Here is a 23,021-nt window from a genome sequence, read left to right on the forward strand (position 1 = left end):
CGTTTTTGAGTAGCGGCCCGCTGACGGGCTGGTTACTCTGAAAACAATTTACGTAATGTTAACAAAAGAGAATAGCTATGCATGATGCACAAATCCGCGTGGCCATCGCCGGCGCGGGCGGCCGGATGGGACGCCAGTTAATTCAGGCTGCATTGCAGATGGAAGGCGTGGCGCTGGGCGCGGCGCTGGAGCGCGAAGGGTCAAGCCTGGTGGGCAGCGACGCCGGCGAGCTGGCGGGCGCCGGCAAAGCGGGCGTCGCGGTGCAGAGCAGCCTGGCGGCGGTAAAAGATGATTTCGACGTGTTGATCGATTTTACCCGCCCGGAAGGCACGCTGAACCATCTGGCGTTTTGCCGCGAGCACGGCAAAGGGATGGTCATCGGCACCACCGGTTTTGACGACGCTGGCAAACAGGCGATTCGCGATGCCGCGCAGGACATTGCCATTGTCTTCGCCGCTAACTTTAGCGTTGGCGTCAATGTCCTGTTGAAGCTGCTGGAGAAGGCGGCGAAGGTGATGGGCGACTATACCGACATCGAAATTATCGAAGCGCACCACCGGCATAAAGTGGATGCGCCGTCAGGCACCGCGCTGGCGATGGGCGAAGCGATCGCCGGGGCATTGAACAAAGATCTCAAGGACTGCGCGGTCTACAGTCGTGAAGGCTACACTGGCGAACGCGTCCCGGGCACCATCGGCTTCGCGACCGTTCGCGCGGGGGATATTGTCGGGGAGCATACGGCAATGTTTGCTGACATCGGTGAGCGTATTGAAATCACCCATAAAGCGTCCAGCCGCATGACCTTTGCAAATGGCGCCGTTCGTTCAGCTTTATGGCTGAAAGACAAGAAAAATGGCTTGTTTGATATGCGTGATGTGCTGGATCTGAATAGTTTATAACGATTATTACCCATCGTGATGTGGTTATTGCTATCAATAAGTTATTGATGCAAAGGGCAATATTTTGTTGCCCTTTTTTATTTTTGCGAATTACGGTGGATGTTTTAAGTCTAATGCGTAAAAAATACAGTATTGGCGTGTTTTTTAGTGAATAAAATGTAAATTTTGACCATTTGGTCCACTTTTTTGTCGATCATCGCTCTGTTTTACACTCTTCCACATCCGCAAGCGTTTTCTCAGCCAGGTTTGTTGATCTTTTTGGCGTAAAAATCACGTGTTACGCACCAGTGGCGTAAAATGACATTAAAAATCTCCGCTTTAAGTTGACTTTTATCCGACATCTCTCCAGAATGCCGCCGTTTGCCAAAAATCTGCGGGCAACAGATTTGCATTGATTCAGATCGTGTTTATGAATTAATATGCAAATAAAGTGAGTGGATATTCTCTGGAGGATGTTTTGATTAAGTCAGCGCTATTGGTTCTGGAAGACGGAACCCAGTTTCACGGTCGGGCCATCGGGGCAACCGGCACGGCGGTTGGGGAAGTCGTTTTCAATACTTCAATGACCGGTTATCAAGAAATCCTCACTGATCCTTCCTATTCCCGCCAAATCGTCACTCTTACTTATCCTCATATTGGTAATGTCGGCACCAACGCCGCCGATGAAGAATCTTCTCAGGTACATGCGCAGGGTCTGGTTATTCGCGACCTGCCGCTGATTGCCAGCAACTTCCGCAGTACTGAAGACCTCTCTTCTTATCTGAAGCGCCATAACATCGTGGCGATTGCCGATATCGATACCCGCAAGCTGACGCGTCTGCTGCGTGAGAAAGGGGCGCAAAACGGCTGCATCATCGCGGGCGACAGCCCGGATGCCCAGCTGGCGCTGGAAAAAGCGAAAGCGTTCCCAGGCCTGAACGGCATGGACTTGGCGAAGGAAGTGACCACCGCAGAAACCTATAGCTGGACGCAAGGCAGCTGGACCCTGGCGGGCGACCTGCCGGAAGCGAAAGCGGAAAGCGAGCTGCCGTTCCACGTTGTGGCATATGACTTCGGCGCGAAACGCAACATCCTGCGCATGCTGGTTGACCGCGGCTGCCGCCTGACGGTGGTGCCGGCGAAGACCTCCGCCGCGGACGTGCTGGCGCTCAATCCGGACGGTATCTTCCTCTCCAACGGCCCTGGCGACCCGGCGCCGTGCGATTACGCTATCGAGGCGATTGAAAAATTCCTTGAGACCGATATTCCGGTATTCGGCATCTGCCTTGGCCATCAGCTACTGGCGCTGGCGAGCGGTGCCAAGACCATTAAGATGAAGTTCGGCCACCACGGCGGCAACCACCCGGTGAAAGATATTGATAACAACGTGGTGATGATCACTGCCCAGAACCACGGTTTCGCTGTAGATGAGGCGACGCTGCCGGCCAACCTGCGCGTGACCCATAAGTCGCTGTTCGACGGCACCCTGCAGGGGATCCATCGTACCGACAAACCGGCGTTCAGCTTCCAGGGGCACCCTGAAGCGAGCCCGGGGCCGCACGATGCCGCGCCGCTGTTCGACCACTTTATCGAGTTAATTGAGCTCTACCGTCAGTCCGCGAAATAATCAGAACCTGTTTATGTTCTGCTGTGCTCGGGAATACGGCGTTAAAAATTTGTTCAAAATGCTCATTTACGTTTTGTAAACTGCGCTTTCTCACAAATTTTTTCCTTGTCTACCCATCGCTCGCGACGACCATAAACAGGTTCTTCGGAGAAGAAAGCAATGCCAAAACGTACAGACATAAAAAGTATCCTGATTCTGGGCGCGGGCCCGATTGTTATCGGTCAGGCGTGTGAGTTTGACTACTCCGGCGCCCAGGCCTGTAAAGCGCTGCGCGAAGAGGGCTACCGCGTTATCCTGGTGAACTCTAACCCGGCGACCATCATGACCGACCCGGAAATGGCCGATGCCACCTACATCGAGCCGATTCACTGGGAAGTGGTGCGTAAAATCATCGAAAAAGAGCGCCCGGATGCGGTGCTGCCGACCATGGGCGGCCAGACGGCGCTGAACTGCGCGCTCGAGCTGGAGCGTCAGGGGGTCCTGGCTGAATTCGGCGTGACCATGATTGGCGCCACCGCCGATGCGATTGATAAAGCCGAAGACCGTCGCCGTTTCGATATCGCAATGAAAAAAATCGGCCTCGACACCGCGCGCTCTGGTATCGCCCACACGATGGAAGAGGCGCTGGCGGTTGCCGCCGACGTTGGTTTCCCGTGCATCATCCGTCCGTCCTTCACCATGGGCGGCACCGGCGGCGGTATCGCCTATAACCGCGAAGAGTTCGAAGAAATCTGCGAACGCGGCCTGGATCTCTCTCCGACCAACGAACTGCTGATCGATGAATCGCTGATCGGCTGGAAAGAGTACGAGATGGAAGTGGTGCGCGATAAGAACGATAACTGCATCATCGTCTGCTCCATCGAAAACTTCGACGCCATGGGGATCCACACCGGTGACTCCATCACCGTTGCCCCGGCGCAGACCCTGACCGACAAAGAGTACCAGATCATGCGTAACGCCTCGATGGCGGTGCTGCGTGAAATCGGCGTCGAAACCGGCGGCTCTAACGTGCAGTTCGCGGTCAACCCGAAAAACGGTCGCCTGATCGTTATCGAAATGAACCCGCGCGTCTCCCGCTCCTCGGCGCTGGCCTCTAAGGCCACCGGCTTCCCGATTGCTAAAGTGGCAGCCAAGCTGGCGGTAGGTTATACCCTTGACGAGCTGATGAACGACATCACCGGCGGCCGCACCCCGGCTTCCTTTGAACCGTCCATTGACTACGTGGTCACTAAAATCCCACGCTTTAACTTCGAAAAATTCGCCGGCGCCAACGACCGTCTGACCACCCAGATGAAGTCTGTCGGCGAAGTGATGGCGATTGGCCGTACCCAGCAGGAATCCTTGCAGAAAGCGCTGCGCGGTCTGGAAGTGGGCGCTACCGGCTTCGACCCGAAAGTGAGCCTCGACGACCCGGAAGCGCTGACCAAAATCCGCCGCGAGCTGAAAGATGCCGGCGCTGAGCGTATCTGGTATATCGCTGACGCGTTCCGCGCGGGCCTCTCGGTTGACGGCGTCTTCAACCTGACCAACATCGACCGCTGGTTCCTTGTACAGATTGAAGAGCTGGTCCGTCTGGAAGAGAAAGTGGCGGAAGTGGGCATCAACGGCCTCGACGCTGACTTCCTGCGCACCCTGAAGCGTAAAGGCTTTGCCGATGCGCGTCTGGCGAAGCTGGCGGGCGTGCGGGAAGCGGAAATCCGCAAGCTGCGCGACCAGTATGACCTGCACCCGGTCTACAAGCGCGTGGACACCTGCGCTGCGGAATTTGCTACCGATACCGCCTACATGTACTCCACTTATGAAGAAGAGTGTGAGTCCAACCCGTCCGTTGACCGCGATAAAATCATGGTCCTCGGCGGCGGCCCGAACCGTATCGGTCAGGGTATCGAATTCGACTACTGCTGCGTACACGCCTCGCTGGCGCTGCGCGAGGACGGTTACGAGACCATCATGGTCAACTGTAACCCGGAAACCGTCTCTACCGACTACGACACCTCCGACCGTCTGTATTTTGAGCCGGTGACCCTGGAAGACGTGCTGGAAATCGTGCACATCGAGAAGCCAAAAGGCGTTATCGTCCAGTACGGCGGCCAGACCCCGCTGAAGCTGGCTCGTGCCCTGGAAGCTGCCGGCGTGCCGGTTATCGGTACCAGTCCGGACGCTATCGACCGGGCGGAAGACCGTGAGCGCTTCCAGCACGCGGTTGACCGTCTGAAGCTGAAGCAGCCGGCGAACGCCACCGTCACCGCCATTGAGCAGGCGGTAGAGAAAGCGAAAGAGATTGGCTACCCGCTGGTGGTGCGTCCGTCTTATGTGCTCGGCGGCCGGGCGATGGAGATCGTCTATGACGAGCAGGATCTGCGCCGCTACTTCCAGACCGCGGTCAGCGTCTCCAACGACGCGCCGGTGCTGCTGGATCGCTTCCTCGACGATGCGATTGAAGTGGATGTCGATGCCATCTGCGATGGCGAAATGGTGCTGATTGGCGGCATCATGGAGCATATCGAGCAGGCAGGCGTTCACTCCGGCGACTCCGCCTGTTCCCTGCCGGCCTACACCCTGAGCAAAGAGATTCAGGATGTGATGCGCGAGCAGGTGCAGAAGCTGGCCTTCGAGCTGCAGGTTCGCGGCCTGATGAACGTCCAGTTCGCGGTGAAAGATAACGAAGTTTATCTGATTGAGGTCAACCCGCGTGCGGCGCGTACCGTACCGTTCGTCTCCAAAGCCACCGGCGTCCCGCTGGCGAAAGTGGCGGCGCGCGTGATGGCCGGTAAGACGCTGGCGCAGCAGGGCGTGACCAAAGAGATCATCCCGCCGTACTACTCGGTGAAAGAGGTGGTCCTGCCGTTCAATAAATTCCCGGGCGTTGACCCGCTGTTAGGGCCAGAAATGCGCTCCACCGGGGAAGTGATGGGCGTCGGCCGCACCTTTGCCGAAGCGTTCGCCAAAGCGCAGCTGGGCAGCAACTCGACCATGAAGAAACAGGGTCGCGCGCTGCTCTCCGTCCGCGAAGGCGATAAAGAGCGCGTGGTTGACCTGGCGGCGAAGCTGCTGAAGTTTGGCTTCGAGCTGGATGCGACTCACGGTACGGCGATTGTGCTGGGTGAAGCAGGCATTAATCCGCGTCTGGTGAACAAGGTGCATGAAGGTCGTCCGCACATTCAGGACCGCATCAAGAATGGCGAATATACCTACATCATCAACACCACCGCAGGTCGCCAGGCGATTGAAGACTCCAAGCTGATTCGCCGCAGCGCGCTGCAGTACAAAGTGCATTACGACACCACCCTGAATGGCGGCTTTGCCACCGCGATGGCGCTGAACGCTGACGCCACCGAGAAGGTGATTTCGGTTCAGGAAATGCACGCGCAAATCACTAAATAAGCTTCCCGGCCTGGCCGGATAGCAACAATCCTGGGCTGACGACATCGTCAGCCTTTTTTTTGGCCGCAGCCATCTTCAGAGAGTTCTGCTTTTAACCCCCTGTCGGGTCAGGCTAACTATAGTTAGCACCATAACGATACCTATTGATGAAAAGACAGGAGGATACAATGCGGAACAATATTCTGGTGGCATCCGCACTGGCAGCGACGGCAATCATGTTCGTGGCCGGCTGCTCATCGAATCAATCGATCAAAACCACCGACGGTAAGACCATTGTCACCAGCGGCAAACCGCAGGTGGATGATGACACCGGCCTCGTCTCATACAAAAATGCCGAAACCGGCCGCGTGGAGCAGATTAACCGCGACCAGGTGAAGTCCATGGACGAGCTGGATAACTAAGGCCTGACGTTAACCCTCAGGGCGCGCGTTGCGTAAGCCATCGCGACATAAATCACAGTTATCATTGTAAGCGGTTCGCTTAACTGTCTACACTCTTGCTGATTACGACAAGAGCAAACGCAGGCCAATCAATGATTCTGATAATTTATGCGCATCCTTATCCGCAGCATTCTCATGCGAATAAGCGAATGCTTGAACAGGCAGGGACGCTTGAAGGCGTAGAGATACGCTCCCTCTATCAACTCTATCCCGACTTTAATATCGATGTCGCCGCCGAGCAGGCGGCGCTGGCCCGTGCCGATCTGGTTATCTGGCAGCACCCTATGCAATGGTATAGCGTACCGCCGCTGCTCAAGCTGTGGATGGACAAGGTGCTGTCGCACGGTTGGGCCTATGGCCATAACGGTATTGCCCTGCGCGGTAAATCGCTGATGTGGGCGGTCACTACCGGCGGCGGGGAAAGCCACTTTGATATCGGTTCGTTTCCCGGTTTCCCGGTGCTGGCGCAGCCTCTGCAGGCAACCGCGCTTTACTGCGGGATGAAATGGCTGCCGCCGTTCGCTATGCACTGCACCTTTATCTGCGATGATGAAACGCTGCAGGCGCAGGCCCGCCGCTATCGTCAACGCTTAATCGACTGGCAGGAGGCACACCAGAATGGATAGCCATACGCTGATACAGGCGTTGATTTACCTCGGCGCCGCGGCGCTGATTGTGCCCATCGCCGTCCGTCTGGGGCTGGGGTCAGTGCTGGGCTATCTCATCGCCGGCTGTATTATCGGCCCGTGGGCGCTGCGGCTGGTGACCGATGCCGAGGCGATTCTGCACTTTGCCGAGATTGGCGTGGTGCTGATGTTGTTCGTCATTGGTCTGGAGCTCGATCCGCAGCGCTTATGGAAGCTGCGCGCCTCGGTGTTTGGCGGCGGCGCACTGCAGATGGTGGCCTGCGGGGTGTTAATCGGTCTGTTCTGCATGCTGCTGGGCCTGCGCTGGCAGGTGGCCGAGCTGATTGGTATGACTCTGGCGCTTTCTTCCACAGCCATTGCTATGCAGGCGATGAATGAGCGCAATCTGACGGTGTCGCAGATGGGGCGCAGCGCCTTTGCGGTGCTGCTGTTCCAGGATATCGCCGCGATCCCGCTGGTGGCGATGATCCCGCTGCTGGCGGCCAGCGGCGGCGCCACTTCGCTGATGGCTTTTGCCCTCTCCGCGCTGAAAGTGGCCGCAGCGCTGGCGCTGGTGGTGGTCCTTGGGCGCTATCTGACCCGCCCGCTGCTGCGCTTTGTCGCCCGTTCCGGCCTGCGCGAAGTGTTCAGCGCCGTGGCCCTGTTCCTGGTCTTCGGCTTTGGCTTATTGCTGGAAGAGGTGGGGCTGTCGATGGCGATGGGGGCGTTTCTCGCCGGGGTGCTGCTGGCCAGCTCCGAATATCGTCATGCGCTGGAGAGTGATATTGAGCCGTTTAAAGGACTGCTGTTGGGGCTGTTCTTTATCGGCGTCGGCATGTCGATTGATTTCGGCACCCTGGTCACCCATCCGCTGCGTATTGTGATTTTGCTGGTCGGTTTCCTGGCGATAAAAATGCTGATGCTGTGGCTTATCGCCAGGCCGCTTGGCGTACCGCGCGCCCAGCGCCGCTGGTTTGCGGTGCTGCTGGGGCAGGGGAGTGAGTTCGCGTTTGTGGTGTTTGGCGCCGCGCGGATGGCGGATGTACTGGACGGCGAATGGGCAAAAGCGTTGACCCTGGCGGTGGCCCTGTCGATGGCGGCAACCCCCATTCTGCTGGTGCTGCTGACCCGTCTGGAGAAATCGTCCAGCGGCCAGGCGCGTGATGCTGACGAGATTGATGAAGAGCAGCCGCGGGTGATTGTCGCCGGCTTTGGCCGCTTCGGGCAGATTGCCGGGCGATTGCTGCTCTCGAGCGGGGTGAAGATGGTGATCCTCGATCATGACCCGGACCATGTCGATACCCTGCGCAAATTTGATATGAAGGTTTTCTACGGCGATGCCACCCGGGTCGATCTGCTGGAGTCGGCCGGGGCCGAAAAGGCGGAAGTGCTGATCAATGCCATTGACGATCCGCACGTCAGCCTGGAGCTGGTGGCGAGGGTAAAAGAGCATTTTCCGCATCTGCAGATCATCTCCCGCGCCCGCGATGTCGATCATTACATTCAGCTGCGCCAGGCTGGCGTCGAGGCCCCGGAGCGTGAAACCTTCGAGGCGGCGCTGAAGTCCGGCCGAATGACGCTGGAGGCGCTGGGGCTCGGCGCCTATGAAGCGCGCGAGCGGGCCGATCTGTTTCGTCGATTCAACCTGCAGATGGTCGAAGAGATGGTGGCGATGGCGGAAAACGATGCCGCGTCGCGGGTGGCGGTCTTCAAGCGGACCAGCGATATGCTGACCGGCATCATCAACGAAGATCGTCATCATCTGTCGCTGGTGCAGCGTCATGGCTGGCAGGGTACGGAAGAGGGCAGGCACACCGGGGATATCGCCGATGAGCCGGAAAATAAGCCCTCAGCCTGAGGCTGACCAGTAACATTTTGTTTTCGTTTGGATCCTCTTCTGGCGGCCCACGGTGTGAACGTGGGCTTGCCAGCAAATCAGAAAATTTTCTCATTCTTTACCCTCCGGCCAGTCGACGAAGTTGTACGCTTTCCGTATAGTGGCGACAATTTTTTGCACTCGGGAATGAATGAATGATCAGTCTGATTGCGGCGTTAGCGGTAGATCGCGTCATTGGTATGGAAAACGCCATGCCATGGAACCTGCCTGCCGATCTCGCCTGGTTCAAACGCAACACGTTAAATAAGCCGGTGGTGATGGGGCGTCTGACCTGGGAATCCATTGGGCGCCCATTGCCGGGGCGTAAAAATATCGTGATCAGCAGCAAACCCGGCAGCGACGATCGCGTGCAGTGGGTCTCCTCCGTAGAAGAAGCAATTGCCGCCTGCGGCGATGTGGAAGAGATTATGGTGATCGGCGGCGGCCGGGTGTATGAGCAGTTCCTGCCGAAAGCGCAGAAGCTCTACTTGACCCATATTGATGCGGAAGTGGAAGGCGATACCCATTTCCCGGATTACGATCCGGACGAATGGGAGTCGGTGTTCAGCGAGTTTCATGACGCCGACGCGCAGAACTCCCATAGCTACTGCTTTGAGATCCTCGAACGCCGTTAAGCGGGCAGGATAGCGATAAAAAAACCCCGGTCGCGTCTGGCGTGACCGGGGTTTTCTTTTGCATGAATTGCGCGACGATGGCGCACTCAGTATCTCGTCGTGTTTCCCGTCGCGGGCTTCGTCTTCCTGGAGCGCTGCCCGGGCTACAAATGGCAAGGAAATGTAGGTCGGGTAAGGCGTTAGCCGCCACCCGACAAAACGACGCCGCAGGTAGCCCGGATAAGGCGCAACGCGCCGCTATCCGGGAAGAGTCAGGACGCGACGGCTTCGCCTTCGTCGAGGCTTTTCTGCCGGTTTGACGGCTGGGTGAAGTACTGCTTATCTTCCCAGCGCAGGCAGGTGAGTTCCCCGCCCCAGCAGCAGCCGGTATCCAGGGCGTAAATCCCCTCCGGCGTGCCGCGTCCCTCCAGCGAAGCCCAGTGGCCAAAGGCAATGCTGTAGGCATTGCTGACCGGGCCGGGAATGGCAAACCACGGCTTCAGCGGCGCCGGGGCGTCCTCGGGCGCTTCCTTCGAATACATATCCAGCTGGCCGTTCGGGAAACAGTAGCGCATGCGGGTAAAGGCGTTAGAGATAAAGCGCAGGCGCGCCAGGCCGCTCAGCTCGTTGCTCCAGTGGTTCGGCATGTCGCCGTACATGGCATCGAGGAAGAAAGGATAGGAGTCGCTGGAGAGCACTGCTTCAACATCGCGCGCGCACTGCTGGGCGGTCTCCAGATCCCACTGCGGCGTAATGCCGGCATGGGCCATCACCAGCTTTTTCTCTTCATCCACCTGCAGCAGCGGCTGGCGACGCAGCCAGTTGAGCAGCTCATCGGCATCCGGCGCTTCCAGCAGTGGTTTCAGACGATCCTTTGGCTTGTTGCGGCTGATACCGGCAAAGACCGCCAGCAGGTGTAAGTCATGGTTGCCCAGCACCAGTCGTACGCTGTCGCCCAGAGATTTGACATAGCGCAGGACCTCCAGCGATCCCGGGCCTCGGGCCACCAGATCGCCGGTCAGCCACAGCGTATCTCTCCGCGGATCGAATTCAACCTGCGCTAATAATGCGATCAGTTCATCGTAGCAACCGTGAACGTCGCCAATAAGGTATGTTGACATTGTTTTAATGAATGAGCGTTGGAACTGCGAGACGGAAAACAGGGATCTCAATACGGAACGGCGCGCCGTCGATATCGATCATCTCATAATGACCCTGCATGGTTCCCAGCGGCGTTTCAATCACTGCGCCGCTGGTATATTGATATTCACCGCCGGCGGGAATATGCGGTTGCTCGCCGACCACCCCTTCACCCTGAACTTCAGTCTCACGACCGTGGCCGTTAGTGATGAGCCAGTAGCGGCCAAGCAGCTGAACCTGACTCCGCCCCAGGTTGCGAATGGTGACGGTGTAAGCGAAGACGTAGCGCTCTTCTTCCGGGGAAGACTGCGATTCGATATAGACGCTCTGTACCTGGACACACACCCGGGGCGAATGAATCATGGTTAGCTCTCCTTCGTTGGCAGATTGTCAGACAGCCAGTTGGCCATCAGGCAGTACTGCGCCACGGAAATATTTTCGGCGCGCATGGCCGGGTCGATGCCCAGCTCGGTCAGCACTTCCACGCTGAACAGATTGCCGAGACTGTTGCGGATAGTCTTGCGGCGCTGGTTGAACGCTTCGGTGGTGATGCGGCTCAGCACCCGGATCTCTTTGACCGGATACGGCATGGTGCTGTGCGGCACCAGGCGTACCACCGCGGAGTCGACCTTAGGCGGCGGGGTAAACGCGCTCGGCGGCACTTCGAGTACCGGGATCACCTGGCAATAATATTGCGCCATCACGCTTAATCGACCATACGCCTTACTGTTCGGTCCGGCAACCAGACGATTCACCACTTCCTTCTGCAGCATAAAGTGCATATCGGCGATGGCATCAGTATAGCTGAACAGATGGAACATCAGCGGGGTCGAGATATTGTACGGCAGGTTGCCGAAGACGCGCAGCGGCTGGCCCATTTTCTCCGCCAGTTCGCCAAAGTTCATGGTCATCGCATCCTGCTGATAGATGGTCAGCTTTGGACCGAGGAACGGATGCGTCTGCAGGCGAGCCGCCAGATCGCGGTCCAGTTCGATGACGGTCAGCTGGTCAAGGCGTTCGCCGACCGGCTCGGTCAGGGCCGCCAGGCCGGGGCCGATTTCAACCATCGCCTGGCCTTTCTGCGGGTTAATCGCCGAGACGATGCTGTCGATCACAAACTGATCGTTGAGGAAGTTCTGCCCGAAGCGTTTACGGGCTAAATGGCCCTGATGGACTCGATTATTCATTGGGTATTAACAATCATTTTGATGGCGAGATTAAGCGCCGTGATAAAACTGCCGACGTCCGCTTTTCCCTGGCCCGCTAATTCCAGTGCGGTGCCGTGGTCGACGGAGGTACGAATAAAAGGTAAACCGAGCGTAATGTTCACGCCGCGGCCAAAGCCCTGGTATTTTAGCACGGGCAGGCCCTGATCGTGGTACATCGCGAGTACCGCATCGGCATGATCAAGATATTTCGGCTGAAAGAGGGTGTCTGCCGGCAGCGGACCGCTGAGGTTCATCCCCTTTGCGCGCATCTCTTCCAGCACCGGAATGATGGTGTCTATCTCTTCTGTTCCCATATGGCCGCCTTCGCCAGCGTGCGGGTTAAGCCCGCAAACCAGCACATGCGGCTGGGCAATGCCAAATTTCGTGCGCAGGTCGTGATCGAGAATGGTGATGATCTCGCGCAGTAGCTCGGGGGTAATCGCTTCGCTGATGGCTTTCAACGGCAGATGGGTGGTGACCAGCGCCACCCGCAGCTCCTCGGTCGCCAACATCATCACCACTTTGCTGGCCTTCGCGCGCTCTTCAAAGAACTCGGTATGACCGGTAAAGGCGATACCGGCGTCGTTGATGTTGCCTTTATGCACCGGGCCGGTCACTAACGCCGCAAACTCGCCGCTAAGGCAGCCGTCGCAGGCGCGCGCCAGCGTCTCCACTACGTAGGCGCCGTTTTGCACGTTCAGCACGCCGGGCTCCGCCGGGACGTTTAGCGGCACGTTCAGCAGCGTCAGGGTACCGGCGCGCTGAGGAACAGGAGGTTGCGCGGGATCGTAAGGGAGGAGAGATAAAGGAAGACCGAGCCGCTTGGCTCGGTCAGTTAACAGGGCGCCATCGGCGCAAATCACCAGCTCAACTGGCCAGTCGCGCTGGGCAAGCTGCACGACCAGGTCAGGGCCAATCCCGGCGGGTTCGCCGGGAGTGATAACAACTTTACGGGTTTCAGGCATCGATATTAGTTGCTCAGAATTTTAACATACGCACTGGCGCGCTGTTCCTGCATCCAGGTTGCCGCTTCTTCAGAGAATTTGCGGTTCATCAGCATGCGGTAAGCACGATCTTTCTGCGCGGCGTCGGTTCTGTCGACCTGACGGCTATCCAGCAGTTCGATCAGATGCCAGCCAAAGGAAGAGTGCACCGGTCCGCTGGTCTGCCCTTTGTTCAGACGCATCAGCGCATCGCGGAACGCCGGGTCAAAGATGTCCGGCGTGGCCCAGCCTAAATCACCGCCCTGGTTTGCCGAGCCCGGATCTTCCGAATAGGTTTTCGCCGCTTGAGCAAACGTGATTTTCCCGCTCTTAATCTCGGCTGCGATCTGTTCCAGCTTAGCCTGAGCCTGGGCGTCGTTCATGATCGGCGACGGTTTCAGCAGAATATGACGGGCGTGAACCTCGGTAACGGAGATATTCTGGGTACCACCGCGCAGGTCGTTGACTTTCAGAATGTGGAAACCAACGCCGGAACGAATTGGACCGACGATATCCCCTTTCTTCGCGGTGCTTAACGCCTGAGCGAAAATGCCCGGCAGCTCCTGGATACGGCCCCAGCCCATCTGGCCACCCTTCAGCGCCTGTTGGTCAGCGGAGTAGGTGATCGCCAGTTTGCCGAAGTTGGCGCCGTTGCGCGCCTGCTCAACGATGGAGTTTGCTTGCTCCTGGGCCGCGGCGACTTCGTCAGAGGTCGGGTTCTCCGGCAGCGGGATCAGGATGTGGCTCAGGTTGAGCTCGGTGCTGGCGTCGTTCTGGTCGCCGATCTGTTTCGCCAGCGCTTCCACTTCCTGCGGCAGCACGGTGATGCGACGACGCACTTCATTGTTACGCACTTCCGAAATCAGCATCTCTTTACGGATCTGGTTACGGTAGGTGTTGTAGTTGATGCCTTCATAGGCCAGACGGCTGCGCATCTGATCCAAGGTCATATTATTTTGTTTGGCGATGTTGGCGATAGCCTGATCGAGCTGGTCGTCAGAGATCTTCACGCCCATCTTCTGCCCCATCTGTAACACGATCTGGTCCATGATCAGTCTTTCGAGGATTTGATGGCGCAGGGTGGCGTCATCCGGCAGCTGTTGGCCAGCCTGACCAGCATTGAGCTTAACCGATTGCATCAAACCATCGACGTCGCTTTCCAGCACGACGCCATTATTGACGACGGCCGCTACTTTATCGACCACCTGGGGGGCAGCGAAACTGGTATTCGCGATCATGGCGATACCGAGAAGCAGCGTTTTCCAGTTCTTCATACTTTTTCCATTTCGATTAACCGCAAATGCGGAAGATGTTGTAGACCAGCCGCATCACAGGGAGCTCTGGTACGGTAAAATGTTCGAGCGCAGCATCTGCTGGGTGCCGAGGCCGTAGTTAGAGCTCAGACCGCGCAATTCGATATTGATTCCGAAGGTGTTATCGTATTTGCTCTCGCCGCCGTTGTCGTTGCTGTTCCAGCCGTTGACTTTACGTTCGTAGCCAAGACGGATGGCGTAGCAGCAGGAGTTATACTGCACACCCAACATCTGGTTTGCTGCTTTCCGGGTATTAGTATCGTAGTAGTAGGCCCCGACCACGGACCAGCGATCGACAATCGGCCAACTGGCGGTCATCCCCACCTGCGAAATACCCTGTTTATATTGTGCCGCGGTGGAATATGACGGCAGCGTGGCCTGAATATATTCCGGGCTGGCGTAACGATAGTTAAGCTGAACTAAGCGGTTCTCATCGCGACGGTATTCAATGGTGCCGTTACCAGTGGCAACGTTATCCAGACGCGTATCGTACTGGATCCCTCCGCGCAGACCCCATTCATCGGCAATGCGCCAGTAGGTATCGCCGGCCCAGACCAGTGAACCCGTGGTATCGTTGTTCTCCCAGTTGATGTTGTCATCACCGGTGCGTGACTCGGTGAAATAGTAGATTTGACCAACGGAAATATTAAAACGTTCCACCGCGGCGGCATCATACACGCGCGAGGTGAGCCCGGTGGTGACCTGATTAGCCGACGCGATGCGGTCCAGACCGCTATAGGTACGGTCGCGGAACAGACCGGTGTAATCCGACTGCAACAGCGTGGAGTCGTAGTTGCCGATTTCACTCTGATCGCGGTACGGCACGTACAGATACTGCACGCGCGGTTCCAGCGTTTGGGTGAATCCCTCCTGCAGGTCGCGTTCAAAGACCATTTTGCCGTCGACTTTAAACTGCGGCATTACGCGGCTGACGGACTCTTTATAGTCAGTGCCGTTGGCGGCATTGTACTTATCGAGGTTGCTCTGCTGGTAGTGAGTCGCCAGCAGCTTGGCTTCGGTATTCAGACTGCCCCAACCGTTGGACAGCGGCAGGTTGATCGTCGGTTCGAAGTGAACGCGGGTCGCTTCCGGCATGTTGTTATTCGAGTTAACAAAATGGGCAACCTGTCCATAGAGATGGGTATCGAACGGACCGACATCATTCTGGTAGTAGTTGACGTCGAGCTGCGGCTCAGCCGAATAGGAGTTGCTCGATTCGCGGTCAAAGACCTGGAACTGTTTGGTCGATACCGTGGCGTCAAAGTTCTGGTTGACGTAACCGGCGCTGAATTTCTGCGTCGCATAGCCGTCGGTACTGGAACCATATTTCGAGCTGAAGTCGTTGAAGTAGTCAGGATCGCTGACCTTGGTGTAGTCAGCGTTCAGACGCCATACCTGATCGATAACCCCTGAGTGGTTCCAGTAGAACAGCCAGCGGCGGCTGTTGCTGTCGCTCGAGTGGTCGTCTTCGTAGACTTTATCCGACGGCAGGTAGTCGAATTCAGTTAAGCCGCTGCCGAGCTGGGTCAGATAGCGGAACTCGTTTTCCCACATCACGCCGCCGCGTTTGTTCATATAGTGCGGAGTAATAGTGGCATCGAAGTTTGGCGCGATGTTCCAGTAGTACGGCAGGGAGAATTCCACGCCGTTTTTGGTGCTGTATTTCGCGTTCGGGATCAGGAAGCCTGAACGACGCTTATCGCCCACCGGCAGCTGCAGGTAGGGGCTATAGAAAATCGGCACAGAGCCAAGCTTGAAGCGGGCGTTCCAGATCTCGGCAACCTGCTCTTCGCGATCGTGGATAACTTCGCTGCCGACGACGCTCCAGGTGTCGGAGCCCGGCAGACAGGAGGTAAAGCTGCCGTTTTCGAGAATGGTATAGCGGTTTTCACCGCGCTGTTTCATCAGGTCGGCGGTGCCGCGTCCCTGGCGTCCGACCATTTGATAATCGCCCTGCCAGACGTTGGTATCTTTGGTATTCAGATTCGACCAGGCTTTTGGCCCTTTGAGGATCACCTGGTTATCGTCGTAATGCACGTTGCCCAGCGCGTCCACCGTGCGCACCGGCTGCGCCTGGCCCGCGGCCTGCTGCTGATGCAGCTGAACTTCGTCGGCGCGGAGGCGACTATTCCCCTGGTTAATATCGACGTTGCCGGTAAAGACGGCGTTGTCCGGGTAGTTGCCCTTCGCATGATCGGCGTTAATCGTCACCGGCAGATCGCCAGGACGACCTTCCACGAGCGGACGATCATAGCTTGGCACGCCAAGCATACATTGCGTTGCGAGATCGGCAGCGAGGCCTTGTTGGCTATACAAGGCGCTGGCAATCATCGTAGCCAGGAGGCTGGGAATACGTTTTTTCATACGTTGTATTTATTGTTCCATCATCTTGTGACAGCGGCTTGCAAACGGTCAGAGCCTAACTTACTCAACATTATCACGCTAGTGTTAATCCTGCCCGTTTCGAGCCCGAGCGTTAGGCACCCTGTTGAATGACGAGTATGATAAAGCAAATTATAGGCTATGTCCCACAATTGACCGAGGCGCGAGTGCCGGGTAACGTGCGGTCATATTCGAGCTTAACGGCGATAAACAGTTGGGGAGTCTATGCAGTATTTGGGTAAAGTGATTGGCGTGGCAGTGGCTTTGCTGATGGGTGGTGGGTTCTGGGGCGTGGTGCTTGGCTTTCTGGTCGGCCATATGTTTGACCGGGCGCGCAGCCGCCGGTTAAATCTCTTCGCCAATCAGCAGGAGCGTCAGTCGCTCTTCTTTTCCACCACCTTCGAAGTGATGGGGCACCTGACCAAATCCAAGGGCCGCGTTACCGAAGCGGATATTCATGTCGCCAATGTGCTAATGGATCGCATGAACCTGCATGGCGCCTCGCGCACCGCGGCGCAGCAGGCGTTTCGCGACGGTAAGGCCGACAACTATCCCCTGCGCGAGAAAATGCGTCAGCTGCGCAGCGTCTGCTTTGGCCGTTTCGATCTGATTCGGATGTTTCTGGAAATTCAGCTGCAGGCGGCGTTCGCTGATGGCGAACTGCATCCTAACGAACGTGAAGTGCTGTTCGTCATTGCCGACGAGCTCGGCATCTCCCGCGCCCAGTTCGATCAATTCCTGCGGATGATGCAGGGCGGCGCCCAGTTTGGCGGCGGTTCGCAGCAGCGCTCTTATGGCCAGCATGGCGGCAACGCCGGCTGGCAGCAGGCGCAGCGTGGGCCGACCCTCGAAGATGCCTGCAATGTGCTGGGAGTAAAACCGACCGACGATGCGGCGACGGTGAAGCGCGCCTATCGCAAGCTGATGAACGAACATCATCCGGACAAGCTGGTAGCGAAAGGTCTGCCGCCGGAGATGATGGAGATGGCCAAACAGAAGGCCCAGGAGATCCAGAAGGCCTGGGAGCTGATCAAAGAGCAGCGCGGCTTCTGACGTTTCCAGCCCCTCCCGTCCGGCGAGGGGTTTTAACTTTTGACCTTAGCGCGGCGATACAGCCGCCGCGGATGGCCAATTTTTCCGTACAGCATCTCCACTTCCAGAAAACCGGTCTCAACGCCGTGCTCCAGATAGCGACGGGCGGTGGTTTTGCTAAGCCCGGCGGCGCTGACCACTTCATCAACGGAAAAACAGTGCGCTTCCCGGTCGCTAAACAGTCCCTGCACCAGCGCCAGCGTTTTCTCTTCAATCCCCTTGCTGCCGCTATCCACGCGATAGTTCTTCGCCTGCAGTTGATAGAGGGAATCGACGTTTTGCTGATCGACGATTTTCCACTCCCGTTGCTGATCGTAGAACTGGATAAAGCGCTCCAGCGACTGGCTCAGCCGCTTCCATGATACCGGCTTAAGGATATAGTCGAAGGCGCCGTTGCGGATGGCCTGGCTGCAGGTTTCCATATCGCTGGCGGCGGTGATAAAGATCACCGAGCATTGGCTGGTCGCCAGCGCCGGGTCGGTCATCAGCGTGACGCCTTTGCCGTCCGGTAAATAGTTATCCAGCAGCACCAGCTGCGGCGGCGTGGCGTGAAGCAGCTGCCGCGCCTGGGCGAGGGAGGTCGCCATGCCTGCCAGCCGCAGTCGCGGGTGTTTTTGCACAAGCTCGGCGTGCAGGCGCGCCAGTTCGCTCTCATCTTCAATGATTAGCACATCGACCAGGTCATGATGCATCGTGGACCTCCGGTTGCGGACAGGCGTGCGCGTCGGCCGGGATAAATAGGGTGAAGATCGTTCCCCGCGGCGCGTTATCGGCGACTTCGATGGTGCCGCCCGCCTGAGTGACATAATGTTCAATAAGATACAGACCAATGCCGTGATCGCCACGGGTTTTGGTGGTGACGCCGCGTTCAAAAATGCGCTCGCGGATATCGGGGCGGATGCCGACGCCGCGGTCGGCCACTTCGATAATCAACTCCCGGGCGTTGAGCTGGATCAGGACTTCAACCGGCTCATGCGGCAGCTCGGCACGCTGCGTGGCTTCGATGGCGTTATCCAGCAGGTTGCCGATGATGGAGATCAGCTCGGATTCCATTAGCGACGGCAGGGGGCGGTCGATACGGCAGGCCGGGTCGAAGCTCAGCGCCACGCCTTTTTCGCGGGCGCGGGTGGCTTTGCCGAGCAGCAGACCGCATAGCGTCGGCGAGTGGAAGTGCGAGGAGATAAAGTCCAGTAGCTCCTGAGCATGTTCCGACTGGGCCTGAATATAGCGGATCGCTTCGTCATAATGGCCCATATGCAGCAGGCCGGAGAGGGTAGTCATCCGGTTGAGCTGCTCGTGGCGCATGATGCGCAGATTGTCGACATAGCGCTTCACCTGGCTCAGCTGGGCGGTGAGGGCATTGATTTCATTGCGGTCACGGAATGTGATCACCCAGCCCTGCAGGGTATTCTCCAGCATAATGCGCACCCGACTGGCGAGCACGGTCAACTGGTTGAAGCGGCACAGCTCATCGTGGGTATCGCGTTCGAGCATGTCGCCGCTGGCGAAAAAGGGCTGCGGCGAAATGACGCTGTCGATCGACTGACCGCGCAGCTGGCGGGCGGGCTGGCTGAGCCCCAGCAGGCTGCGGGCGGCATGGTTTATCACCTCAATACGCCGCTGGCGATCGATGACGATCACCCCCTCAAAGATCGACTCCATCATCGCCTTTTGCTGGCGAACCAGCAGGCCAATTTCCCGCGGCTCGAGCGAAAAAATCTGCTTCTTGATGCTGCGGGTAAAGTACCAGGAGAAGATAAACAGGGCGATGAGCAGCAGGACGGCGGCGATAAAAATATTGATCACTTTAGTCAGAGTAATGCTGTCGAGATAGCTGGTGAGGTAGCCGACGGAGACAATACCGATCACTCGCCCTGCGTCATCAACGATGGGCGTTTTGCTGCGCAGCGAGACCCCGAGGCCGCCTTTGCGAATGGTGGTGATGGATTTCCCTTCCAGTACCGCCTGGTTGTCGCCACCGACCAGTCGGGTGCCAACCCACTCCGGATGGACGGAATGAAACAGATGAACTCCCTGACGGTCGCCGATGACGATAAAGCTGGCGTCGCTATGGGCGGCGATTTGCTGCATAAACGCCTGAATCGCCTGTGGATCGTGCCGGCTGACCTGTTGACGTAAATTCGGCATCAGGGCTATCTCTTCGGCCTGTATTTTGGCCCGGGCGCTCATCTCCTGATAAAGCTGGCGGCTGGCGTCAAAATAATAATAAATGCCCAGCGCGATAAAAAGGACCGAGAAAAAAGCGACCAGAGAAATAAACAGCTTATATTGAAAAGATAATTTCATAGGCCCCGGACGACGTATTAACCATACCGGCACTCTATCATTTTTCTGTCACGTGACGTAAATGTTAAGGGAAAGTTGTGATCAGCGGCGCAGGCGCGGGCTGCCGCCAGCGGTCGCGGCGGAAATAGGCGGCCGGCGGGAAATAAAAACCATAAAAACCACAGTCATAAATCAGAGATATATCACTCTCGGGCAGTTCAGCGAATAGAAACCATAAAAACCATAGTGACCATTAAAACTTCTTTTTTAATCTGGGAAGCTTCACATTAACGACGCCGCTGTCCCTTTACGCTGAAAATGAATAATAACGACAGGGCTGAATTTATGAGCACCACAGACAATGCATTCTCTGCAACCCTTGAACCGATCGATACGCCGAAAACCACGCTCAAGCAGCGCTGGTGGCATATTATGGATAACTGGAAGGTGGGGATCGTCCCGCTGCCGCTGTTTCTGCTGGCCGGAGGACTGATTGCCCTCGACTGCCTTGGCGGCAAACTGCCGAGCGATATCGTGGTGATGGTGGCCACCCTGGCTTTCTTTGGCTTCGCCTGCGGCGAGTTTGGTAAACGCCTCCCGGTGCTGGGGAAACTCGGTGCGGCGGCGATCTGCGCCACCTTTATTCCTTCCGCGCTGGTCCACTATGGTCTGCTGCCTGACGTGGTTATTGAATCCACGACCAAATTCTATAAATCCACTAACATCCTCTATCTCTATATCTGCTGCATCATTGTCGGCAGCATCATGAGTATGAACCGCACCACGCTGATTCAGGGCTTTCTGAAGATCTTCTTCCCGATGCTGTGCGGCGAAGTGGTCGGCATGCTGGTGGGCATCGGCGTCGGCACGCTGCTGGGCATGGAGCCGTTCCAGGTGTTCTTCTTTATCGTGCTGCCGATTATGGCCGGCGGCGTGGGAGAGGGGGCGATCCCGCTGTCAATGGGTTATGCCGCGCTGATGCATATGGAGCAGGGCGTGGCCCTGGGCCGGGTATTGCCGATGGTGATGCTTGGCAGCCTGACGGCGATCGTCATCTCCGGCTGCCTCAACCAGCTCGGCAAGCGCTTCCCGCATCTGACCGGCGAAGGGCAACTGATGCCGAACCGCAGCCATGAAACCCGCAGCCTCAGCGAGAGCGAAGGCGTGAGCGGTAAGACCGACGTTGGGACCCTCGCCTCCGGCGCGCTGCTGGCGGTACTGCTGTATATGATGGGGATGCTCGGCCACAAACTGATTGGTCTGCCGGCGCCGGTAGGCATGCTGTTCCTCGCGGTGCTGTTAAAGCTGGCTAACGTGGTGTCTCCGCGTCTGCAGGAGGGGTCGCAGATGGTGTATAAATTCTTCCGCACCGCGGTCACCTACCCGATCCTCTTTGCCGTCGGCGTGGCGATCACCCCGTGGCAGGAACTGGTAAACGCCTTCACTTTAACCAACCTGCTGGTGATCGTCAGTACCGTCTCCGCGCTGGTGGCGACCGGTTTCCTGGTTGGTAAAAAGATAGGGATGCACCCGATCGATGTGGCGATTGTTTCCTGTTGCCAGAGCGGGCAGGGCGGCACCGGCGATGTGGCGATCCTGACCGCCGGCAACCGCATGAGCCTGATGCCGTTCGCGCAGATCGCTACCCGCATCGGCGGGGCGATAAATGTCTCGCTGGGGTTGCTGTTCCTCAGCCACTATCTGGCGTGATATAACGCTACGCTCAGCGATAAATCTGCTATTTTCCGCTACAGAACGCCGAAAATATCTGCGTTCTGTATCCTAAATGCTCCGCATTTAGCGTTACAATCAGCGCGCGATCGGCTATCGCAACCATCATCATGACAGTCCAGGCGCTGTCGTATTTATCATATGTAGGAGAGGAATTAATGTCAGTGGATACTCCCGCCCAGGCGGGCGTCAGCATCGACGCATTGCTGGCGGCGAAAGAGCAGCGTGCAGCCCGCCAGGCCGACTGGTTGGCCCATTATCAGCAGCCTGTTATTTCCCTGACCCTGGTGACCCCGGGGGCGGTGAAGGACAGCATTCGCTATCGCAATATGATGGGCGTTGCCCTCCAGGCCTGCGATCAGCTGCTGTGGAAGCACCGCTGGCAAACGCTGGATCGTCAGGTGCTATGGCTGCCGACCGGGCCAGAAGCGCTGTGGTGCGTAGCGCATCCGGCCAGCGAAATCAAAGCGATGTGCAGTACGCTGGAGCAGAGCCATCCGCTGGGACGCCTGTGGGATATCGATGTAATCTGTCCGCAGAACGGGCTGGTGGGACGCCAGTCGCTGGGCGAATCGCAGCGCCGCTGCCTGCTGTGCGATGAGCCGGCGCACGCCTGTGCGCGCAGCCGTCGTCACGACACCGATCTCGTCGTCGCCCGCGTTGAGCAGATGATTGACGCGTGGTTCGCCCGCGATTAATCGGGATTGTTTTCTGTATCCTCACTAATCCGAGTTGCACGCAGCCAACCCGCATGCAACTCGAAGTGTGAGCGTTAAAAGTCGATCGGCGCGCGAAAGGTCATCGCGTTGCCGTAGGCAGGATGGGTGATGGTGAGCGTCTCGGCGTGCAGCAGCAGGCGCGGGGCCATCACCAGCGCCTCCGGCGTGGCATAGAAGCGGTCGCCAAGGATCGGATGCCCCAGCGCCAGCATATGCACGCGCAGCTGGTGCGACCGTCCGGTAATCGGCTTCAGGCGCACGCGGGCGGTGTTATCTTCTGCGTACTCCAGCACCTCATATTCGGTTTGCGCCGCTTTGCCGGTTTCATAGCACACCTTCTGCATTGGCCGGTTCGGCCAGTCGCAAATCAGCGGTAAATCCACGAGGCCTTCCGCCGGCTGCGGATGGCCCCAGACGCGGGCGACGTACTGCTTCTTCGGCTCGCGCTCGCGGAACTGACGCTTCAGTTCACGCTCGGCGGCTTTATTCAGCGCCACCACAATCACGCCGCTGGTGGCCATATCCAGGCGATGCACCGATTCGGCCTGCGGGAAGTCGCGCTGAATGCGCGTCATCACGCTGTCTTTATGCTCCTCAAGACGACCGGGGACGGACAACAAGCCGCTCGGCTTGTTGACCACCATGATGTGCTCATCCTGATACAGGATCACCAGCCAGGGATCCTGCGGCGGATTGTAGTTTTCCATCGCCATGTTCGCGTT

The 23,021-nt window shown here is 57.6% G+C and carries 19 protein-coding genes; 10 read left to right on the forward strand and 9 right to left on the reverse strand.

Going from position 1 to position 23,021, the window contains the following annotated elements; translation table 11 throughout:
* Window positions 1-77 precede the first annotated feature (77 nt).
* From dapB to folA, 7 genes are all read left to right on the forward strand, one after another.
* On the forward strand, window positions 78-899 hold the full coding sequence (dapB, locus tag KHQ26_RS09640; protein WP_004177440.1) for a 4-hydroxy-tetrahydrodipicolinate reductase: 822 nt from the start codon (window positions 78-80) through the stop codon (window positions 897-899).
* Window positions 900-1,356: 457 nt separating this feature from the next.
* Window positions 1,357-2,505 (forward strand): glutamine-hydrolyzing carbamoyl-phosphate synthase small subunit, encoded by a 1,149-nt coding sequence (gene carA, locus KHQ26_RS09645; RefSeq protein WP_004177433.1) that lies wholly within the window; start codon window positions 1,357-1,359, stop codon window positions 2,503-2,505.
* Window positions 2,506-2,664: 159 nt separating this feature from the next.
* On the forward strand, window positions 2,665-5,889 hold the full coding sequence (carB, locus tag KHQ26_RS09650; protein ID WP_020805127.1) for a carbamoyl-phosphate synthase large subunit: 3,225 nt from the start codon (window positions 2,665-2,667) through the stop codon (window positions 5,887-5,889).
* Between the two features lie 167 nt (window positions 5,890-6,056).
* Entirely contained in the window at window positions 6,057-6,290 is a 234-nt protein-coding gene (locus KHQ26_RS09655) for a YgdI/YgdR family lipoprotein (protein ID WP_002888059.1), read from the forward strand.
* 131 nt (window positions 6,291-6,421) lie between these two features.
* Window positions 6,422-6,955, forward strand: coding sequence for a glutathione-regulated potassium-efflux system oxidoreductase KefF (kefF, locus tag KHQ26_RS09660; RefSeq protein ID WP_002888068.1), 534 nt, complete (start codon window positions 6,422-6,424; stop codon window positions 6,953-6,955).
* Entirely contained in the window at window positions 6,948-8,813 is a 1,866-nt protein-coding gene (gene kefC / locus KHQ26_RS09665) for a glutathione-regulated potassium-efflux system protein KefC (protein ID WP_004145992.1), read from the forward strand. Before kefF ends, kefC begins: the two co-directional genes overlap by 8 nt.
* Before the next feature lie 173 nt (window positions 8,814-8,986).
* The gene (folA, locus tag KHQ26_RS09670; RefSeq protein WP_002888320.1) at window positions 8,987-9,466 is read left to right on the forward strand and encodes a type 3 dihydrofolate reductase; all 480 of its coding nucleotides are present in this window, start codon (window positions 8,987-8,989) and stop codon (window positions 9,464-9,466) included.
* A 251-nt stretch (window positions 9,467-9,717) separates the two neighbouring features.
* Here folA and apaH read toward each other — a convergent pair whose 3' ends face one another.
* From apaH to lptD, 6 genes are read right to left on the reverse strand one after another with little or no spacing between them, the layout of a single operon-like run.
* A complete protein-coding gene (gene apaH / locus KHQ26_RS09675; protein WP_002888321.1) occupies window positions 9,718-10,566 on the reverse strand; it encodes a bis(5'-nucleosyl)-tetraphosphatase (symmetrical) ApaH in 849 nt (282 codons plus the stop codon).
* 4 nt (window positions 10,567-10,570) lie between these two features.
* Window positions 10,571-10,948 (reverse strand): Co2+/Mg2+ efflux protein ApaG, encoded by a 378-nt coding sequence (gene apaG / locus KHQ26_RS09680; RefSeq protein WP_002888323.1) that lies wholly within the window; start codon window positions 10,946-10,948, stop codon window positions 10,571-10,573.
* Between the two features lie 2 nt (window positions 10,949-10,950).
* Window positions 10,951-11,772, reverse strand: a complete 822-nt coding sequence (rsmA, locus tag KHQ26_RS09685) for a 16S rRNA (adenine(1518)-N(6)/adenine(1519)-N(6))-dimethyltransferase RsmA (RefSeq protein ID WP_002888324.1) — start codon at window positions 11,770-11,772, stop codon at window positions 10,951-10,953.
* Window positions 11,769-12,758, reverse strand: a complete 990-nt coding sequence (pdxA, locus tag KHQ26_RS09690) for a 4-hydroxythreonine-4-phosphate dehydrogenase PdxA (protein WP_002888327.1) — start codon at window positions 12,756-12,758, stop codon at window positions 11,769-11,771. Before pdxA ends, rsmA begins: the two co-directional genes overlap by 4 nt.
* A gap of 5 nt (window positions 12,759-12,763) precedes the next feature.
* The gene (gene surA / locus KHQ26_RS09695) at window positions 12,764-14,050 is read right to left on the reverse strand and encodes a peptidylprolyl isomerase SurA (RefSeq protein ID WP_002888329.1); all 1,287 of its coding nucleotides are present in this window, start codon (window positions 14,048-14,050) and stop codon (window positions 12,764-12,766) included.
* Window positions 14,051-14,104: 54 nt separating this feature from the next.
* Window positions 14,105-16,453 (reverse strand): LPS assembly protein LptD, encoded by a 2,349-nt coding sequence (lptD, locus tag KHQ26_RS09700; RefSeq protein WP_004147026.1) that lies wholly within the window; start codon window positions 16,451-16,453, stop codon window positions 14,105-14,107.
* 243 nt (window positions 16,454-16,696) lie between these two features.
* Here lptD and djlA point away from each other — a divergent pair, with 243 nt between their 5' ends.
* Window positions 16,697-17,524, forward strand: coding sequence for a co-chaperone DjlA (gene djlA / locus KHQ26_RS09705; protein ID WP_002888332.1), 828 nt, complete (start codon window positions 16,697-16,699; stop codon window positions 17,522-17,524).
* Window positions 17,525-17,556: 32 nt separating this feature from the next.
* Here djlA and KHQ26_RS09710 read toward each other — a convergent pair whose 3' ends face one another.
* Entirely contained in the window at window positions 17,557-18,255 is a 699-nt protein-coding gene (locus KHQ26_RS09710) for a response regulator (protein WP_020805142.1), read from the reverse strand.
* Window positions 18,245-19,870: an ATP-binding protein gene (locus tag KHQ26_RS09715; RefSeq protein ID WP_004192048.1), complete on the reverse strand. Its 1,626-nt coding sequence runs from the start codon at window positions 19,868-19,870 to the stop codon at window positions 18,245-18,247. The genes KHQ26_RS09710 and KHQ26_RS09715 overlap by 11 nt, the downstream gene beginning before the upstream one ends.
* Before the next feature lie 324 nt (window positions 19,871-20,194).
* On the opposite strand from KHQ26_RS09715, the gene KHQ26_RS09720 reads away from it, so the two are divergent.
* Window positions 20,195-21,559: a 2-hydroxycarboxylate transporter family protein gene (locus KHQ26_RS09720; protein WP_002888345.1), complete on the forward strand. Its 1,365-nt coding sequence runs from the start codon at window positions 20,195-20,197 to the stop codon at window positions 21,557-21,559.
* Between the two features lie 179 nt (window positions 21,560-21,738).
* Window positions 21,739-22,278, forward strand: coding sequence for a citrate lyase holo-[acyl-carrier protein] synthase (gene citX / locus KHQ26_RS09725; RefSeq protein WP_002888347.1), 540 nt, complete (start codon window positions 21,739-21,741; stop codon window positions 22,276-22,278).
* A 74-nt stretch (window positions 22,279-22,352) separates the two neighbouring features.
* Here citX and rluA read toward each other — a convergent pair whose 3' ends face one another.
* The gene (gene rluA, locus KHQ26_RS09730; RefSeq protein ID WP_020805145.1) at window positions 22,353-23,012 is read right to left on the reverse strand and encodes a bifunctional tRNA pseudouridine(32) synthase/23S rRNA pseudouridine(746) synthase RluA; all 660 of its coding nucleotides are present in this window, start codon (window positions 23,010-23,012) and stop codon (window positions 22,353-22,355) included.
* Between the last annotated feature and the right edge of the window lie 9 nt (window positions 23,013-23,021).

The sequence above is a fragment of the Klebsiella sp. 10 genome (genome assembly GCF_018223925.1).
In the GTDB taxonomy this organism is placed as follows: Bacteria; Pseudomonadota; Gammaproteobacteria; order Enterobacterales; family Enterobacteriaceae; genus Klebsiella; species Klebsiella pneumoniae.

Coding starts and splice junctions, on each gene's coding strand:
- citX (WP_002888347.1), top strand. CDS start 21,739: ATGTCAGTGGATACTCCCGCCCAGGCGGGCGTCAGCATCGACGCATTG.
- folA (WP_002888320.1), top strand. CDS start 8,987: ATGATCAGTCTGATTGCGGCGTTAGCGGTAGATCGCGTCATTGGTATG.
- surA (WP_002888329.1), bottom strand. CDS start 14,050: ATGAAGAACTGGAAAACGCTGCTTCTCGGTATCGCCATGATCGCGAAT.
- rluA (WP_020805145.1), bottom strand. CDS start 23,012: ATGGCGATGGAAAACTACAATCCGCCGCAGGATCCCTGGCTGGTGATC.
- KHQ26_RS09720 (WP_002888345.1), top strand. CDS start 20,195: ATGAGCACCACAGACAATGCATTCTCTGCAACCCTTGAACCGATCGAT.
- KHQ26_RS09710 (WP_020805142.1), bottom strand. CDS start 18,255: ATGCATCATGACCTGGTCGATGTGCTAATCATTGAAGATGAGAGCGAA.
- dapB (WP_004177440.1), top strand. CDS start 78: ATGCATGATGCACAAATCCGCGTGGCCATCGCCGGCGCGGGCGGCCGG.
- lptD (WP_004147026.1), bottom strand. CDS start 16,453: ATGAAAAAACGTATTCCCAGCCTCCTGGCTACGATGATTGCCAGCGCC.
- rsmA (WP_002888324.1), bottom strand. CDS start 11,772: ATGAATAATCGAGTCCATCAGGGCCATTTAGCCCGTAAACGCTTCGGG.
- apaH (WP_002888321.1), bottom strand. CDS start 10,566: ATGTCAACATACCTTATTGGCGACGTTCACGGTTGCTACGATGAACTG.
- kefC (WP_004145992.1), top strand. CDS start 6,948: ATGGATAGCCATACGCTGATACAGGCGTTGATTTACCTCGGCGCCGCG.
- pdxA (WP_002888327.1), bottom strand. CDS start 12,758: ATGCCTGAAACCCGTAAAGTTGTTATCACTCCCGGCGAACCCGCCGGG.
- carB (WP_020805127.1), top strand. CDS start 2,665: ATGCCAAAACGTACAGACATAAAAAGTATCCTGATTCTGGGCGCGGGC.
- djlA (WP_002888332.1), top strand. CDS start 16,697: ATGCAGTATTTGGGTAAAGTGATTGGCGTGGCAGTGGCTTTGCTGATG.
- kefF (WP_002888068.1), top strand. CDS start 6,422: ATGATTCTGATAATTTATGCGCATCCTTATCCGCAGCATTCTCATGCG.
- KHQ26_RS09655 (WP_002888059.1), top strand. CDS start 6,057: ATGCGGAACAATATTCTGGTGGCATCCGCACTGGCAGCGACGGCAATC.
- apaG (WP_002888323.1), bottom strand. CDS start 10,948: ATGATTCATTCGCCCCGGGTGTGTGTCCAGGTACAGAGCGTCTATATC.
- KHQ26_RS09715 (WP_004192048.1), bottom strand. CDS start 19,870: ATGAAATTATCTTTTCAATATAAGCTGTTTATTTCTCTGGTCGCTTTT.